The following is a 16,239-nucleotide window of genomic DNA, read 5'->3' on the forward strand; positions in this document are numbered from 1 at the left end:
TCTTTGTAGAGATCGACCATAGAGGAATCTGAACAATCAATTTCCCTGTATTCTTTTCCCTCAAATTCATAAGTTTTAGACAAAACCATCTTTTCCATAAAAAATCGTCCGCCTTTTAGCAATAAAATGGCAAAATTAATACAAGGGGGTGATATTTTGAAAAAACTTGAAAATATATTTGAACTTATATTAGGCCTGATAGTATTTTCTATAATAATGGTTTTTTTGCTTCTATTTGGTGGGGTTTTAGGTGTTATAATAGGTGCAATTCTGCAAGCTACTCTCGCCCCCTGGTTATTCTGGCCAGGATTTATCCTGGGAGAAATCATATTTATAGTAAGTTTCTGGCATAACTTCCTTTATTCAACGGAAACTCCCAATACAAGGACTGATTCTTCGTTCGCAGCTTACCGCCGAATAAAACTAATAAGAAACTTAACCAAGTAGAGATCGATCATAGGGGAATCTGAACTTGATGAGATATCAGGACATATGCCAGATATAGCTTTTCTCCCGTAAAAATCAACCATTTCTAAACACGCAAAAATTTCCTCCAGAACAAACAGCTATTTTACTCTTTAACAAAAAGCTTTTTTCTGCTACTATCAATTTAAATACCTGACAAGCATCTTTTTATTTTTTTCCTGACAATCAATTAATATCTTTTCTCCAAAATTCTTTACCAGGTTTTGCCATTTTAACAATCTTTAGGCCCGGGAATCTAGGATTCCCATGTCCATGCGGTACATTTAATTCTACGATAAAAAACTCATCAACCAAGGAGAGGAGAAAGCTAAAAATTATGCAAAACAAAGGAATTAAGCTCGATGAGAATATTAATCCCGAGGCAATGGGAAAGCTGGTTGAGGTTTTTCTCCGGTTTGTCGAAATCCGTCCCTGGGAATGGATGAGTGATGCTGACCTTTTTGCGGTACAGATTCCCGGGGAAGAAGAAATCTTTTACGCATGCGTTCTCGGCAATGGCGGAATAATCTATGGACTGGCTTTATACCCCGGAAATGCTGGTCTCAGGTATTATCTCCTCCAGAATCTAATCAACAGTAAAGGGTATTTGAGCGTATTTGAAAATTACGGCCCCTGTTTCCTGCTCAGTTTAGGAGACCGGGAAGAACTTTTGCCTGAAGAACGAAAAGCTTATCGCGAAATGGGCTACAAATTCAGGGGACGTCAAGCCTGGCCAGTTTTTCGCAGTTATCATCCCACTTATCATGAATGGAAAATGACTGCCGATGAAATGAGGCTGGCAACTACATTAGTGGAACAGAGTATCTTATTAGCCTTGCATTGTAAAAAACACCGCCGCAAGTGGAATAACCAGGCTAAAAATTATAAGATCCCCTGCTGCACTGCTGGCTGCAACCTGGAGGAAATGGAAAACAGCATATCCTGGATACCACTGCCTGAAATGCTGCAAATGGCTGAAGTTATCCCGGTAGATGAAATCCTTATCAAAAAATTGAAAAATGAAGTGCCTCAATATGAGGAAGCCTGGGAATTCGACTGGTTTTACAGCCCTTTTCCGATCCAGGAGAGCAAAAAGCATGTTCCTCGACGGCCGATGATACTGGTTATTTGCGATCATACAAGCGGACTTATGCTCGATTTTGAAATGCTTTACCATGAAGAAGCAGATATCTTTCAATTTCTGGTCAAAGCTATTCAGAAATTGAAGAGGCGCCCGCAGGCGATAATAGTCAGCGATCCTTTTAAAGCCCTGTCTTTGTATAAACTAGGTCCAGCGCTGGATTGTAAAATTTTAATTGCACCTCATATGATGATAGATGATTTTAAATATACACTGCTGGAAATGGATTCTATTTAGCCCCCTAAACCCGGGGAAAAAATCTGTAGATAAAACAAGAACAGGGCGTTTTTTATTGGACGTTAAATCACTAAAAGGAATAGGAATCAATAATATATCGCCCTGCCTAATAGATTTTTTCTACCTCATCAGAGATCTCATTATCCCTGAAATCTATGCTGCTTTCGCTTGTAAATGAGAATAAAAAGTTAAAAAAAGCTGATTAATAATAAAGCAGAAAAGGTCTCAAATGCTTAAGAACACAAAAGAACTGTCCCCTTGTGTTCATTTATGATATGGCTCCCCCTTTATTATCTTAAAAGCCCGGTAAAGCTGTTCGGTTAAGATAAGAACTGCCATCTGATGAGGAAAGGTGAGAGGGGAAAAAGACCACAGATAATCAGCCCTTTTTTTTACCCGGGAAGATATGCCATTAGCTCCTCCTATGACAAAATTTATCCGGCTTTTGCCGGATAAATTCATCTTTTCTATAAAGTACGCCACTTCTTCTGAAGTCATCTGCTGGCCTTTTATATCTAAGACTACGAGTAGATCACGGTCTCCCAGCAGAGCTAAGATCTTATCCCCTTCTTTTTCCAGAGCTCTGGCTATTTCCGCTTTCCTTGCCTGGGGGCTGATCTTTTCTTCCAACCCTTCCACCAGTTCCAGGCTGGCGTAAGGAGCAAGCCTTTTCCTATATTCTCTTATGCCATCAATATAAAAAGCTTCTTTTATCTTTCCTACCGATATTATACGGTATTTCAACTCTTTTCCCCCTTAACTCAATCTTCCTCCAGGGTAATGGTCACCGTATAAAGCTGCACCTTTTCTCCCTTATTAGCCGGCATCCTTATAAATTCTACCTCTACCTTATCTCCTATATTTTTGCGATATATTCTTTCCTGCAGATCTAATCCGCTTTCTATTTTTTCCCCGTCTACTCTGGTTATTATATCATATTTTCTCATACCTGCCCTGGCTGCCGGCCCTCCGGGCACAGGGTTAACTGCTACCCCACAATCAACCGGTAGACGGAAAAAATAAGCCGCATCACAGGAAAAATCCGACAAAATTCTTATCCCGATAACCGGCCTTTTTACTTCCCCGTATTTTTTTAAATCTTCTACTACCCTTTTTACCTGGTTGGAAGGAATGGCAAACCCCATACCTTCAAAGCCTTCGGCAGCTATTTTTATCGTATTTATGCCAATAAGCTCACCCTTTAAATTTACCAGGGCTCCTCCGCTGTTGCCGGGATTTATAGCGGCATCAGTTTGAATAAGCCGGAACGGGAAACCTTCTTCCGTAGTTAAAAGCCGGTTAAGCCCGCTTATGATCCCTGCGGTTACCGAACGGGCAAAACGCAGGCCCAAGGGATTACCTATGGCTACTACCTGCTGTCCTACCTCCAGTTTGTCTGAATCCCCGAATGCGATAGGGGTTACATGATTATCCACCTTAACCTTTACCAAGGCCAGGTCGGTTTTGGGGTCAACCCCTATGATTTTAGCCTCTTCTTCATTGCCGTCAGCTAAGGTAACAATAATCTTTTGGGCTCCTTTTATGACATGATGATTGGTTACGATATAGCCTTGATGATCTAAAATAACTCCCGATCCTGTGCTTTCCACCGTACGATGATTAAAAATATCGTCTTCAGATTTGAGGCTGGTAATCCCTACTACTGACGGGCTTACCCATCTGGCTACATCACTTATCCTGCCATCAGACAGGAGGGAAGGATCTCCGGCAGTAGGCTTGCTGGCTCCTGCTAAATAATAGTTTATAAAAGCAAAAGCTCCCCAGCCTAGAAAAAAACAAATCGTAAACAACAAAAGCCCCTTGGCAGTTTCTTTCTTCACCCTATTCCTCCTCGCATCCTGGTTAAAACAGCTATATTTATTTTGAGCAAGGAGAAATATAGATATTCTTATATAAAAAGGACAAGCAAAATATTTTGCCTGTCCCCCATGCTTTATTTGACAGTTATCTGCGCTCCCAGATGGTTGAGTTTTTGCGCTATATTTTCATAGCCGCGGAATATATGGATAGCCTCTTCAATAACCGTCTCTCCTTCGGCTACCAAACCAGCCAGGATTAAAGCAGCTCCTGCCCTGAGGTCAGTAGCTCTCACTTTGGTTCCGTACAGTTTTTTTACTCCTTTGACAACGGCCGTATGTCCTTCTACCTTTATATCTGCCCCCATGCGTTTCAGTTCGTCTACAATTTGAAAACGGTTTTCAAAAACATTCTCCACTATTACACTTGTTCCTTCGGCCAAACAGAGCATGGCCATCATCTGGGATTGCATATCGGTAGGAAAGCCAGGATACGGCAGGGTCTTTATGTCTACCGGCCGGATCTTGTCTCCTGCTTTTACCAGTATGCCACTTTCCGTTTCTTTAACTACCGCCCCTGCTTCCTGCAACTTGGCAATAACCGGATATATATGGGTAGGTATAACATTCTCTACCAGTACTTCTCCTTTCGAAATTGCTCCGGCTACCATAAAGGTTCCTGCTTCTATGCGGTCAGGAATAATAGCATAACGCACCGGCTTTAATTCGCTTACTCCCTCAATTTTTATAACATCAGTCCCGGCTCCCCTTATTTTCGCCCCCATAGAGTTTAAAAAATTGGCCAGATCAACGATTTCCGGTTCTTTGGCTGCATTTTCAATAACTGTATTCCCCGGGGTTTTTACCGCCATCATTATGATATTCTCGGTTGCCCCTACACTGGGAAAATCAAGATATACATTGTTTCCCCGCGGCCTTTTCGTGCAGGCATAAATATAGCCATGTTCAATCTCTACTTCGGCTCCTAAAGCTTGTACTCCTTTTAAATGTAAATCCATAGGCCGGGAACCAATATCACACCCTCCCGGCAGAGAAATAGCCGCCTCTTTTTCCCTGCCCAAAAGAGCTCCCAAAAAGAGATTAGAAGCTCTGAGCATCCGGCTGAGCTCATAAGAAGTTTTGGTCTTTATCCGGCCGGGTGGTGAATATATAGCCAGGCTGTTGTCATCTTTCCACTCGGTCCTTACCCCCAGCTCATTAAGAATAAAAGTCATCACTTCCACATCGCGTATGCGGGGCATATTATCAAGTATGGTTTCTCCTTCTGCCAGTATAGCCGCCACCATCAAAACTAAACCTGCATTTTTCGCCCCACTTACCCGAATACTGCCGTATAGAGGGGTTCCTCCCTTTACAATCAATATATCTTCCAAAGCTTACACCTCTCGCCCCAAATTTTCCCATCTGGCATAAAGTTCCTGTTCCCAGGCGGTATAAGGAATTCCCAAAGCCTCTTGCAAAGCCCGGTTTAAATTATACCCCTGCCCTAAATACCGCAGAAGAGAAAATATTTTATCTTCCCCATAAACCTGGGCTATATATTCGATTATCTCTAAAGACTGCCAGTAAGCAATATTTTGATTTAACCGGTCAAAATCCCTGCTTAATTCTGATAATTTATAATATTTAATCTTCTCATCCGCAAAAGGTTTCTCAAAAACAAAACCGGTTATTTTTTTCTCCACATACTGGGCAATTCCTTCTGTCAGCCAGCGGTTGTAATTTCCTCGGGTTATTTCATCCACCATAAGATGAGCAAATTCATGCACCAGCGGTCCTTCTTTTTTAAACTTCGCTTTCATTTCTTCTGGCCCGAGATAAGCTTCCGGTGCCAAAATGCGGATCGTGCCTGCCCAGTATACCCCCATAGCCTTTTCATCCCTATCCCAGCCCAAACTGGCCGCCAGGCTTGCGGTATCAGGATAAACCACCAGTATAGGCTTAAACGAAGGCTTTTCTCCAAACCAGGCACAAACCTCATTATAAGCCTCTTCTGCTGTTTTGGCAACTATATGCATAGAGTCTTCGTTTCTATCTGTATATTTTATAACATAATGCTCGGTTTCCATTACCTTAAAATCCCGGGTTTTTAGAGCTATTTCCTGACTAGCCGCGGTACGAATAAAAAAAGGAAAATTTCTCATTCCCAGAAGGAAAAGAATAAGCAGTACCCAAATTAATCCGCAATTTTTGGTTTCTCCGGCTAAACGCAAAAAACCAGGCATACCTCTCCCCTCCTCCCCCATCTATTATACTCGCAGTCGGCTACTTGAGGGGAAAGTAAATAGTGGTACTATTCCTTTAAATACTCAGCTACGGCTATTCCTGCCACTGCTCCATCCCCTACCGCATTGGCAACCTGCCGCCACTTTTTGCTGCGTATATCACCAGCCGCAAAAATCCCTTTTACAGATGTATGCATATCTTCATCAGTTATTACATAGCCAGCCTCGGTTTTAACTAAATCTCTAACCAGCTCCGAAGCCGGGGTAAGCCCTATACTTATGAAAACTCCTTCTACCGGCAATATCTCTTCTTTTCCCGTAGTAGTATCCCTTAATGTTATACTTGCCACCATCTCTTCTCCATTTATCGCCACTACTTCGCGATTAACCATGGTTTGGATCTTTTCATGCTGCAATACTTTATCCAGGTCGGTTTTATTAGCTGTAAAATAGGGCATCAAAGTTATAACATAAACTTTAGAAGCTATATCTGCCATATATAAAGCCTCTTTTACTGCCGAATCTCCACCCCCGATTATCGCCACTGGCACTCCGGCAAAAAAAGCTCCATCACAGGTGGCACAGTACGATACCCCCCGGCCTAAAAATTCTTTTTCTCCCGGCACACCCAGTTCTTTCCTTCTCGCTCCCATAGCCAGGATAACTGCCCGGCATGTATATTCGCCGGCTTCGCTGACTACCTTTTTGGTATTTCCCAGATCTTCAATATGTAAAACTTCTTCCATTTTTATCTCGGCTCCGAAATTTACCGCCTGTTTTTGAAACCTTTCCATAAGCTCCAAGCCTTCTATCTCTTCAGGAAAGCCGGGATAATTAGCTATCTTGTCGGTTAAGGCTGCATTGCCTCCCATAACCTGGCCTCCTAAAACCAGGGTCTTGAGATTGGCCCTGCCGGTATAAATAGCTGCGGTAAGACCAGCTGGCCCCGCACCGATAATGATCACATCATACATAAAAACCCCCTCCTTCTTAAACCAAACCCCTGACCTTTTTAATTATGGTCAGGGGTTTGCGTATTCATTTACTAGCGCAAGAAATTAAGCGGATTGCGGAATGAACCATAGCTTAAAGTTTCAAAATGGAGATGAGATCCCGTACTATTTCCGGTAGATCCTACCGAAGCTATAACTTCTCCTTTGCTTACCCGCTGGCCGGTAGAAACATAAATGCTGTTACAGTGCGCATAACGGGTAACCAGTCCATTGCCATGATCTATAATTACCAGTTTACCATATCCACCCTGCCAGCCGGCAAAAATCACCGTCCCACTGTCAGCTGCCCTTATAGGAGTACCGGTGCGTGCCGCTATATCAACACCGGTATGCCTTCCTCCTCTAGCACCAAAAGGACTGGTGATCGTGCCATATACCGGCCATGCCAATCGGCCGCTTCCTGCTATGCTTTCACCACCGCCGCGGGAAGCCAGAGTGACTTTACTTCCCTTCACTACAATCTTGTCTACCGCATTTTCTATGATAGTTTCTTCTTTTATCTCCCGGTTCTGAATAGTACCATTTTTCTTAACTGCAATATAAACTACCTTCTTTTTCCCGTTTTTCCCTTCCTGTTTTACCCTTACCCCCCAAGGGGCATTCTTATCTACGATTACTTTAGTTTCATAAGGTATTTCTTCTACCTTTTGTCCCTCTACCCGGGCCATCACATTTATAAGCGGCTTACTCCTAACCAGGATCAGCTCATCTCCCGGCATCAATTTATCTGATTTAAGATTATTAGCCTGCACTATATCATCTACATACATATCATGGCGCCTGGCAATAAGCCAGAGAGAATCGCCTTCCTTAACTATGTACTTTTCGGGACGGTTCGTCCCGGTCTTTATAAGGATATAAGCCTCTTCCGGCGATAATACCTTATCTACCGGAACCAGCTTTTCTTTTACCTCTACCTTTTCCTCAAAAGCTACTGCCAGCAGTTTTTCTCCCTCATCCAGGTTTTCCCCTTCTTTTTTCAGGCGGGCTAGCAATTTCTGCGCACTCTGTTTATCAGCCAGGAACACCTGCTCTTTTCCGTTTACTACCACTGAAGCCCCCTCTATGCTGTAAACGGCAACTTTTTGCAGCTTTTCTTTGATCTCCTCTTCTCCTGTTAACTCATTACGGGGAACAAAACTCCTTTTAAACCGGAAATCGGTTGCCAAGACAATATCTTTTTTATATTCGCTCTCCTTTTCTTTTTCCAGTAAAGCCAGCACATCTTTTACATCTCTTATGTGTTTTACTCTTAAGATTTCCTTACCATCGGCATAAACCGTATAGGCAGGTGTCCTTATAACAAGTCCCCAGATAAGGAAAGATAATGCTAAAACTATAATCGCCAGGCTTAAAATAAATAACCGTTTATCGTGATAGATTTCCTCCCACTTTTTCCCTATATATTCCTGCATACCAAGCTCTCCATCCTATTCTATTAAAAATCAGTCTATAAACCCAATATATTTATTTCGCTGTTTTTTCTAAAAATCCTGCCCGGTCAACCGATTTTCTTTATGCATCTTTTTCCTTATATCCAGATAAATAGCTCCTTCTATCCTTTTTCTGTGCATAGCGCAGGATACCTCATCTGGCACCGTTATATCGCCATTACGGCGCAGATGGCTGGCATGACATCCTCCTCCACAAAAATAGCGTGCCCAGCACTGCATACATTTTTCTTTGTTATTCAGGTTATTGCAGGCAAAAAGATCCCTTATCTCTTCTTTTATTTCCCCCGTTTCTACATTACCCATAAGGTAACCATCACGGCCGATAAACTGGTGGCAGGGATAAATATCCCCTTTTGGAGTTACCGCCAGGTATTCATAACCTGCTCCACAGCCGGTAATCCTCTTGGCCAGGCAAGGTCCTTGCTGTAAATGGAGGTTATAATGGAAAAAGGAGATCTCTCTTCCTTCTTCATAATACCTCCAGAGCAGGCGGGTTAAATTTTCATACTCGCTTAGCACATAAGGCAGATCTTTTTCACTTATAGCCAGGTCTTTATCATCTCCTATTGCCGGCTCCAGGGACAGAGTATCTATACCCAAATCTACGATGTGTTTCAGATCCTCAGAAAAATCAAGGTTTTCACGGGTAAAAGTCCCCCTTACATAAAAGCCTCCCGGATTTCTATCCCTGGCCATCATAATATGCGGAAGGATGAGGTCATAAGATCCCTGCCCATCAGGCAAAATGCGGTGCCGGTCATTAATCTCCCTGCGCCCATCCAGGCTTAGAATAAGGCTTATATCATTATCCAGCAGATAATCTAATGTCGCTTCATCCAGCCGCAAAGCATTGGTAGTAAGGGTAAAATTAAACTTTTTCCCCGTATCCTTTTCCCGTTCCCGGCCATAGGCCACAGTTTCTTTTACTACTTCCAGATTTAAAAGCGGCTCGCCGCCAAAAAAATCAATTTCCAGGTGTTTTACTTCTCCGCTTCTCGCCAGCAGAAAATCCAGCGCTTTCCTGGCGGTTTCCGCGGTCATAAGTTCCGGTTTGCCTCCAAAATCACCTTGTCCGGCAAAACAATAAGTACACCTCATATTACAGGTATGGGCTACATTAAGGCATAAAGCTTTTACCGGCATCCGGGTAAAATCCAGCTCTATCTGCTGTCGGGGGGTAAAAAGGCTTCCTTCTTTTACTCTTTGCCTTACCTCTTCCTCTATCTCTTTTATCTGCTGGGGGGGATATAGAAAAGACATCTCTTTAGCTGTTTGCACAAAGTCACCCTGGTTGTTAAGCAAGGTGCTGATAAAAGCAAAGCCTAAATCATCCAGAAGGTGTATAGCTCCGCTATTTACATCCAGGAGTATATTAAGACCGTCAAATTGGTATAAATGCACATCAGCTTTAAAATCATAATCTCTAGGTATCTCCATATTTTCTACCTCTCCTTTATAAAAAATGGCCCCCTCTATAAAGGCATAAAAAAAGGGGTATTAACCCCTTTTATGTACTCTGTATAATTATTTATCATTTTTGCATACCTGATTACCTACGGTGCAGGAGGTCTTACATGCAGACTGGCATGAAGTAGCACATTCGCGGCAGTTTATGCTGCTCTCCTCTCTTTGCAAATTAGGGCTTATCACCGTAAATATATGTTTCATATAAAATAACCTCCCCATTTCCAAAATACCCTTTTATTTTTCAATAATATGTCTTTACCTTTTCCTCTATGCCTAAATAGACAATGGAGCGGGAAACGGGATTCGAACCCGCGACACCCGGCTTGGGAAGCCGGTGCTCTACCCCTGAGCTACTCCCGCACTTTTGGCAATTTCTAATAAACAATGGCGGAGCCGACGGGATTTGAACCCGCGACCTCCGGCTTGACAGGCCGGCATGGTAACCCCTCCACCACGACTCCGCAACATTCGCAATAGCTATATTAGCAAAAATATTTGCTTTTGGCAAGGGCTTTTTCTATAATTTTTCGTACCGGGTTTTTTTACCTGCTAAATACATCCTCTCTTACTATTGTCTGATGGCGCTTGGGTCCCACCGCAATTATAGAAGCTTTTAAACCAGTCAATTCTTCGATCTTTTCTATATAAGTGCAGGCTTCCTCCGGCAGATCTTCAAAACGGGTTATTCCGCTTATATCCTTCTTCCAGCCAGGGAGCTCGATATACAAAGGCTCACAATTTTTTAGAACCTCAAGGCTCTCCGGAAACTCTTCCCGCACCTGTCCCTTATATTTATACCCGGTACATATTTTTAAAACATCAAATTCACTCATCACATCAAGTTTGGTTATAGCCAGATCGGTAAGCCCGTTTATCCTCACCGCATAGCGCAGGATAACTGCATCCAGCCAGCCACAGCGTCTCGGCCTTCCGGTAGTAGTACCAAACTCATATCCTTTTTCCCGGAGCAGGTCTCCTAATTCATCTTTTAATTCAGTGGGGAACGGCCCCTCTCCTACGCGGGTGGTGTAAGCTTTGGCAATTCCTATAACCCGATTTATGAAAGTAGGCCCTATCCCGGCTCCGGTACAGGCTCCTCCCGCAGTAGGGTTGGAAGAGGTAACATAGGGATAGGTACCATGATCTATATCCAGTAAAGTCCCCTGCGCTCCTTCAAATAAAACTTTCTTGCCTTCTTTTATAGCCTGGTAGACCAGAAGCGACGTATCAGCTGCATACCTTTTCAGCCTTGCTGCCTGCTCCTTTATCTCCGCCAGTATAGCCTCAGCATCAAAACCTTTTTCTCCATATACCTCTTCTATGATCCGGTTGTTATAATCCACCTGAGCTTTAAACCTTTCCCGGAAAAAGGAGCTGTCTTCCAGTACATCTACCAGCCGAAATCCTACTCTTTTAATCTTATCCCCATAAGCAGGCCCTATTCCTCTCCGGGTAGTGCCTATACCGCTGTACCTGTCTTCCAGCTCATCCAGCTTTTTGTGATAAGGCATCACCAAGGGTGCCCGATAGCTTATGCGCAGATTAGAAGTATCTATGCCTCTTTCTTCTAGCCCCTCAATCTCCGTTAAAAGCTTTTCCATATCGACTACTACACCATTGCCAATAACACATACGGTATCAGGATACAAAATGCCAGAAGGTATGAGGTGGAGCATAAATTTTTCTTCTTCTACTTCTACTGTATGTCCGGCATTGCTTCCGCCTTGATACCTCACCACACAATCGGCCTTTTCCGCCAGAAAATCGGTTATCTTCCCTTTGCCCTCATCTCCCCATTGTGCACCTACTAACACTACTGCTGACATCAGCCCACCTCCTGGCTTAATACCCAAAAACTCGGCTTCCCAATAGCAAACTAATATTAGCAGAACCTCTCCAAGGTGTCAACTTAATATGCTGTATACATCAACTATATATATTTTTTATATTTTTTCTTTCCTTATTCCCCTTCTTTAAGCTTTGCTTACCTTCAGCTTTATAACTGCCTGTACCCCGGAATAAAGCTTGATCCTTATGTCATATTCTCCTAGCTGTTTTATAGGCTCGCCTATTTCAATTTTCTTTTTATCAATATTCACCCCTAATTCTTTAGCCAGGGCTTCGGCGATCTCCTTAGGAGTTACGGCTCCAAAAAGCCTGTCATTTTCCCCCGTCTTAGCTTTAATCTCTATGACCTGCCCGTCAATCTTCTTCTTCTGGCTTTCTGCCTGGGCCAGCTCTTTTTTCTTCTGATTTTCCAGGCTTTTCTTTTTTTCCTCTACTTCCTTGGCTTTAGCCGAAGTAGCCTCTACGGCCAGCCCTTTCGGAATAAGGAAATTGCGGGCATACCCATCAGCTACTTCCTTTATATCTCCTGCTTTTCCTAAATTCTTTACATCCTGGATAAGAACAACTTTCATATTCTATCCCCCTTCTTCTTATTAAGTTTTCGGTAATCAATAAGAGCATCGAAAATCCCTACCAGGGCAACAAAAACAAGTATAGAAAAAGAAAGCAATAAAGTCATCACCAGTAAAAACACAATTACCCAGCGGCGAATTCGTACAGGCATATGCTGGATACGGTAAATCAAGGTTGACAAACCATAATATACACTTATAGGAAACATGACAGCCAGTAGATTAGAGCCTGTATAATAAAGGAAAGATGTATTTCCACTTTTATCTCCTATGAGCAAAAGCGCCAACCCCAGTATAACCAGCCAGGTAAGCTGCCAGGGCATTACCTCTTCGGTAAAAGGCTTTCTCTGTAAAATTCCCATCCCTTTTTTCAAGCTCCAGAACGAAGCTAAAAAAAGGCTAAAAAAGGCTGCCATTATTGCCTGTAGATAGTAAAAAGAGGGCAAATGCTTGGCTACTATACGGGTTATCCTGGTTATTTCCTGCTCCAGTTTTTCCTTGGTAATCCCCTGCTTCTCATACATCTCCCAAAAATCATTTTCTTCATAATTCTTCAAACTCTCTTCCCATTTTATTTTAAACTCCTGTTCCATCTCCTTAATGCCTATATCACCTGTTACCATATATAAACCCCCTATAAAAAGGGATACACATAAAATTCCGGTTAATACACCCCATTTTTGTATCTCATAATATCCTTGCGCATACGAGGCCAGAAAAGACATAACCAGAACAGGCACACCGACAAAAGCGAGATAAAAAACGGTATTGATAATTCCGCCCATAAGATAGAAAAGGAGCATGTTAACAGCAAACAGAAGAAAAACCTGTTTGCGATTCAGATAAAAGCCGCTGATAATAAAAACTGCTCCCCAGATAAGGGCCAAAAAATAAACCAGTACCGGCAGTAAACTCATAATTATAATAGGTAAAATCGATAGTAAAAGAAACTTCCCCCAGGGGGAGATCTTAAACAAATTTATCACCTTCTTCCCTTTGCGGATAAGCCCCCGTTCTTTGCTAAAACCTTTTAAAATGCAAAACAGCCCTCATATGAGGGCTTATTTTATTCCGCTGTAAAAGGCAAAAGGGCCATAACCCTTGCTCTTTTTATAGCTCTGGTAAGCTGCCGCTGATGACGGGCACAGTTGCCGTTAATCCTGCGGGGGATTATTTTTCCTCTTTCCGTAATATAACGGCGCAGCCTGGGCACATCTTTGTAATCTATAACATCAATCTTGTCCGCGCAGAAGCTACACTGACGCTTCTTTTTCCGCTTTTCCTTTTTCAATCCTTGTCCCTCCTCTTCTCCAACCTAAAAAGGAACTTCATCATCTTCACTTCTATCAACTATATCCAGATCTTCTATGCTGATTTCTTCGCCGATATCACTCCAGGGATCACTATCCGGCCGGCGGCTGGCAGCAGCTCCCTGGCTGGCACTTCCGCTTTTTGCTAGAAAGCGAACATCGTCGGCTACTACTTCTACTGCTTTACGTTTTATGCCGTCACGTCCCTCATAAGTCCTGACCTGAAGCCTTCCTTCTACCGCCGCCATCTGTCCTTTGCTTAAATACTGGGCACAATTTTCGGCCATTCCTCTCCAGACCAGGATATCGATAAAATCAGTCTCTTCACGATTAAATTTCCGGTTCACTGCCAGGGTAAACCGGCATACCGGCACGCCATTCGGAGTATATCGAAGTTCGGGGTCCTGTGTAAGGCGGCCTATCAAAATAACACGGTTTAACAATGCATACTCCCCCCCAACCTGTAAGGCCCTACTTCTCATCCTTACGCAAAATCATATGGCGCAAAACGCGGTCAGACAGCTTTATAACCCTGTCCAACTCATGGGCAACTGCCGGCTCACCCTGGAAATTCCATACCGAGTAAATACCTTCATTGTATTTCTCAATTTCGTAAGCCAGGCGTTTTCTGCCCCATCCTTCAGCCTCACCGAGGAACTCACCGCCCAAATCGGCGATAATTTTTTTCAGCCTTTCTTTTACTTCCGCGATTTGCTCATCGGTTAAATCAGGCTTCAGGATAAACATCATTTCATATGCACGCATCTTTCTCGCACCTCCTCCCTACGGTCTAACCCACTAAAAATGGGTACAGGCTCCGTTTGCCCAAACGGAGCAGGGGACATAACACATATGAAAGTATATCAATATTTTACAAAAGGTGCAAGTTTTTTGCCCCTGTTTTTTAAAGCTTTCCTTTTATAAGGAGGTTCTCCAGCTTGCTAACCGGCTTTTCGATAATATAGGTTTCATTAAATAAAGCCTTTAGTATAGCAACTGGCTCATCATGGACACCTTCTTTAAAACCAATAATGCAAAACCTTTCCCCAGCAGGCATATCTTTTACTTTTACCAGATCCCCTTTGCTGAAAGCATTCTTCTTTACTATTTTCATGCCCATACTGCTCACCCTCCCGCACCCAGCAAGATATTTCTATCCTAATAACAATATATGCATATCCCGACCATTTGCTCCGCGCGGAGGGTAAAAGGCATATGCCAGCTATGATGGAGTAGAACTCTGTTCTACCCTTACCATTTTACGTTCAAATTCCAGACGGGGCAGCATAACTATACGGCCACAGCCCTGGCATTTTATTTTTATATCTGCTCCCATCCGTATCACCTGCCAGTTATAACTTCCACAGGGATGCGGCTTTTTCATGCGCACAACATCCCCCAGCTTAAATTCCTTGCGCTGCACCTTGTAATGAACCTCCCCCTTTTTTAGCCTTTTTAAGGCAAAATCCTTATCCGCTCATAACCGGTACCTGTAACCTTTCCTATCTCAAAAAAAGTACATCCTCTGCTTTTTAAAGCCCAGGCCATTTTTTCCCTTCGGTCTTCAGGCACGGCCAGCAAAAGCCCTCCTGCCGTCTCGGGAGAAAAGAGAAGGTCAGCAACTACTGCATCTACCCGGGCATCTATTTCTACCTTATCCTTGAGGTATTCCCGGTTGGTATAAGCTCCCCCGGGTATTAAGCCTATACGGGCATGATCCAGGGTTTCCTTCATAAAACCTATCTTTTCCGCATAGATTTCTACGTTAACATCACTGGCAGAAGCCATCTCATACAGGTGGCCTATAAGGCCAAAACCTGTAATATCCGTAGCCGCATTAACCCCGACTTCCTGCATGGCAGAACAGGCTTCTTTGTTGAGCATGGTCATCCAAAAAACTGCTTCCTCATAAGCCTCTTTAGAAGCCATTTCCGCCTTGATCGCGGTAGCTATTACTCCATTCCCCAGCGGCTTGGTCAAAAAGAGCACATCCCCGGCCTTAGCCCCGGCATTGCCAATTATCCTGTGGGGATGAACTATACCGGTAACTGCCAGTCCATATTTAGGCTCATTATCATCGACCGTATGCCCGCCTACCAGAAGGGCACCAGCTTCTTTTATCTTATCCAAACCCCCACGCAGGATCTCCTTTAGTATATAAATATCGGCACATTGCGGGAAGCATACTATATTCATGGCTAAAAGAGGCTTTCCACCCATGGCATAAACATCATTCAAGGCATTGGTGGCTGCCACCTGCCCAAAAATATAAGGGTCATCTACCATAGGGGTAAAAAAGTCTACCGTCTGAATTAAAGCCGTATCTTCACCTATTTTAAAAACCCCGGCATCATCCCTGGTCCCAAAACCTACCAGAAGATCGGGATGGGAGGGCAGTTCAAAATCTGCCAAAATCTTTTCCAAGGTCCCCGGACCTATTTTGGCTGCTCAGCCGGCTGCCCTTACCATCTGGGTAAGCCTTACTTTTTCCATATCCTCACCGTTCCACCTTTCATAGAAAAATATCTACTCCCGGCTTCCTGTTTCATAGACCGGGTGCTCGTAGACCGGTTTTAAAACCGTTCCGCCGCAGAGCCAATCTCCACAGGCGTTAATTCCCGCAGAACTTGCGGTACTCATGTTTATGCAATATTTGCATACTGCATAAG

At 43.3% G+C, this 16,239-nt stretch carries 19 protein-coding genes and 2 tRNA genes; 2 read left to right on the plus strand and 19 right to left on the minus strand.

What is annotated here, in order from left to right; translation table 11 throughout:
* Positions 1 to 156 precede the first annotated feature (156 nt).
* Together BUB92_RS09585 and BUB92_RS09590 are read left to right on the plus strand one after the other, a co-directional pair.
* Positions 157 to 447, plus strand: a complete 291-nt coding sequence (locus BUB92_RS09585; RefSeq protein WP_073093261.1) for a hypothetical protein — start codon at positions 157 to 159, stop codon at positions 445 to 447.
* 355 nt (positions 448 to 802) lie between these two features.
* A complete protein-coding gene (locus BUB92_RS09590) occupies positions 803 to 1,843 on the plus strand; it encodes a DUF7309 domain-containing protein (RefSeq protein ID WP_073093263.1) in 1,041 nt (346 codons plus the stop codon).
* A gap of 264 nt (positions 1,844 to 2,107) precedes the next feature.
* On the opposite strand, the gene rlmH is transcribed toward BUB92_RS09590, so the two are convergent.
* The 19 genes from rlmH to selD all read right to left on the minus strand — a co-directional run bounded on the left by rlmH (position 2,108) and on the right by selD (position 16,063).
* A complete protein-coding gene (gene rlmH / locus BUB92_RS09600) occupies positions 2,108 to 2,587 on the minus strand; it encodes a 23S rRNA (pseudouridine(1915)-N(3))-methyltransferase RlmH (protein WP_073093265.1) in 480 nt (159 codons plus the stop codon).
* Between the two features lie 17 nt (positions 2,588 to 2,604).
* Complete coding sequence (locus BUB92_RS09605) at positions 2,605 to 3,684, minus strand: S1C family serine protease (protein ID WP_073093267.1); 1,080 nt, start codon at positions 3,682 to 3,684, stop codon at positions 2,605 to 2,607.
* Positions 3,685 to 3,797: 113 nt separating this feature from the next.
* Positions 3,798 to 5,054 (minus strand): UDP-N-acetylglucosamine 1-carboxyvinyltransferase, encoded by a 1,257-nt coding sequence (gene murA / locus BUB92_RS09610; RefSeq protein WP_073093269.1) that lies wholly within the window; start codon positions 5,052 to 5,054, stop codon positions 3,798 to 3,800.
* Between the two features lie 3 nt (positions 5,055 to 5,057).
* Positions 5,058 to 5,906: a peptidase MA family metallohydrolase gene (locus BUB92_RS09615; RefSeq protein WP_073093271.1), complete on the minus strand. Its 849-nt coding sequence runs from the start codon at positions 5,904 to 5,906 to the stop codon at positions 5,058 to 5,060.
* A 68-nt stretch (positions 5,907 to 5,974) separates the two neighbouring features.
* Complete coding sequence (trxB, locus tag BUB92_RS09620; protein ID WP_073093273.1) at positions 5,975 to 6,880, minus strand: thioredoxin-disulfide reductase; 906 nt, start codon at positions 6,878 to 6,880, stop codon at positions 5,975 to 5,977.
* Between the two features lie 71 nt (positions 6,881 to 6,951).
* Positions 6,952 to 8,334 carry a M23 family metallopeptidase gene (locus BUB92_RS09625; RefSeq protein ID WP_084728453.1) on the minus strand — a complete coding sequence of 461 codons (1,383 nt, stop codon included), beginning with the start codon at positions 8,332 to 8,334 and terminating at the stop codon, positions 6,952 to 6,954.
* Between the two features lie 69 nt (positions 8,335 to 8,403).
* Entirely contained in the window at positions 8,404 to 9,810 is a 1,407-nt protein-coding gene (gene scfB, locus BUB92_RS09630; RefSeq protein WP_073093274.1) for a thioether cross-link-forming SCIFF peptide maturase, read from the minus strand.
* An 87-nt stretch (positions 9,811 to 9,897) separates the two neighbouring features.
* Positions 9,898 to 10,041 carry a six-cysteine ranthipeptide SCIFF gene (gene scfA, locus BUB92_RS09635; RefSeq protein WP_073093275.1) on the minus strand — a complete coding sequence of 48 codons (144 nt, stop codon included), beginning with the start codon at positions 10,039 to 10,041 and terminating at the stop codon, positions 9,898 to 9,900.
* Between the two features lie 84 nt (positions 10,042 to 10,125).
* A tRNA-Gly gene (locus BUB92_RS09640) sits at positions 10,126 to 10,200 on the minus strand.
* 25 nt (positions 10,201 to 10,225) lie between these two features.
* Positions 10,226 to 10,301: transfer RNA gene (locus BUB92_RS09645), tRNA-Asp, on the minus strand.
* A gap of 81 nt (positions 10,302 to 10,382) precedes the next feature.
* The gene (locus BUB92_RS09650; protein ID WP_073093277.1) at positions 10,383 to 11,666 is read right to left on the minus strand and encodes an adenylosuccinate synthase; all 1,284 of its coding nucleotides are present in this window, start codon (positions 11,664 to 11,666) and stop codon (positions 10,383 to 10,385) included.
* A gap of 147 nt (positions 11,667 to 11,813) precedes the next feature.
* Positions 11,814 to 12,260 (minus strand): 50S ribosomal protein L9, encoded by a 447-nt coding sequence (rplI, locus tag BUB92_RS09655; RefSeq protein ID WP_073093278.1) that lies wholly within the window; start codon positions 12,258 to 12,260, stop codon positions 11,814 to 11,816.
* The gene (locus BUB92_RS09660; RefSeq protein WP_143156925.1) at positions 12,257 to 13,237 is read right to left on the minus strand and encodes a DUF2232 domain-containing protein; all 981 of its coding nucleotides are present in this window, start codon (positions 13,235 to 13,237) and stop codon (positions 12,257 to 12,259) included. Before BUB92_RS09660 ends, rplI begins: the two co-directional genes overlap by 4 nt.
* A gap of 89 nt (positions 13,238 to 13,326) precedes the next feature.
* Entirely contained in the window at positions 13,327 to 13,551 is a 225-nt protein-coding gene (rpsR, locus tag BUB92_RS09665) for a 30S ribosomal protein S18 (protein WP_073093281.1), read from the minus strand.
* A gap of 24 nt (positions 13,552 to 13,575) precedes the next feature.
* Positions 13,576 to 14,013, minus strand: a complete 438-nt coding sequence (locus tag BUB92_RS09670; RefSeq protein WP_073093282.1) for a single-stranded DNA-binding protein — start codon at positions 14,011 to 14,013, stop codon at positions 13,576 to 13,578.
* 28 nt (positions 14,014 to 14,041) lie between these two features.
* The gene (gene rpsF, locus BUB92_RS09675) at positions 14,042 to 14,335 is read right to left on the minus strand and encodes a 30S ribosomal protein S6 (protein WP_073093284.1); all 294 of its coding nucleotides are present in this window, start codon (positions 14,333 to 14,335) and stop codon (positions 14,042 to 14,044) included.
* Between the two features lie 139 nt (positions 14,336 to 14,474).
* Complete coding sequence (locus BUB92_RS09680; RefSeq protein WP_073093285.1) at positions 14,475 to 14,690, minus strand: hypothetical protein; 216 nt, start codon at positions 14,688 to 14,690, stop codon at positions 14,475 to 14,477.
* Positions 14,691 to 14,792: 102 nt separating this feature from the next.
* Complete coding sequence (locus tag BUB92_RS09685) at positions 14,793 to 14,993, minus strand: DUF951 domain-containing protein (protein ID WP_073093286.1); 201 nt, start codon at positions 14,991 to 14,993, stop codon at positions 14,793 to 14,795.
* A gap of 32 nt (positions 14,994 to 15,025) precedes the next feature.
* Positions 15,026 to 16,063 carry a selenide, water dikinase SelD gene (gene selD, locus BUB92_RS09690; RefSeq protein WP_084728454.1) on the minus strand — a complete coding sequence of 346 codons (1,038 nt, stop codon included), beginning with the start codon at positions 16,061 to 16,063 and terminating at the stop codon, positions 15,026 to 15,028.
* Between the last annotated feature and the right edge of the window lie 176 nt (positions 16,064 to 16,239).

Source organism: Thermosyntropha lipolytica DSM 11003, from assembly GCF_900129805.1.
Lineage (GTDB): Bacteria > Bacillota > Syntrophomonadia > Syntrophomonadales > Syntrophomonadaceae > Thermosyntropha > Thermosyntropha lipolytica.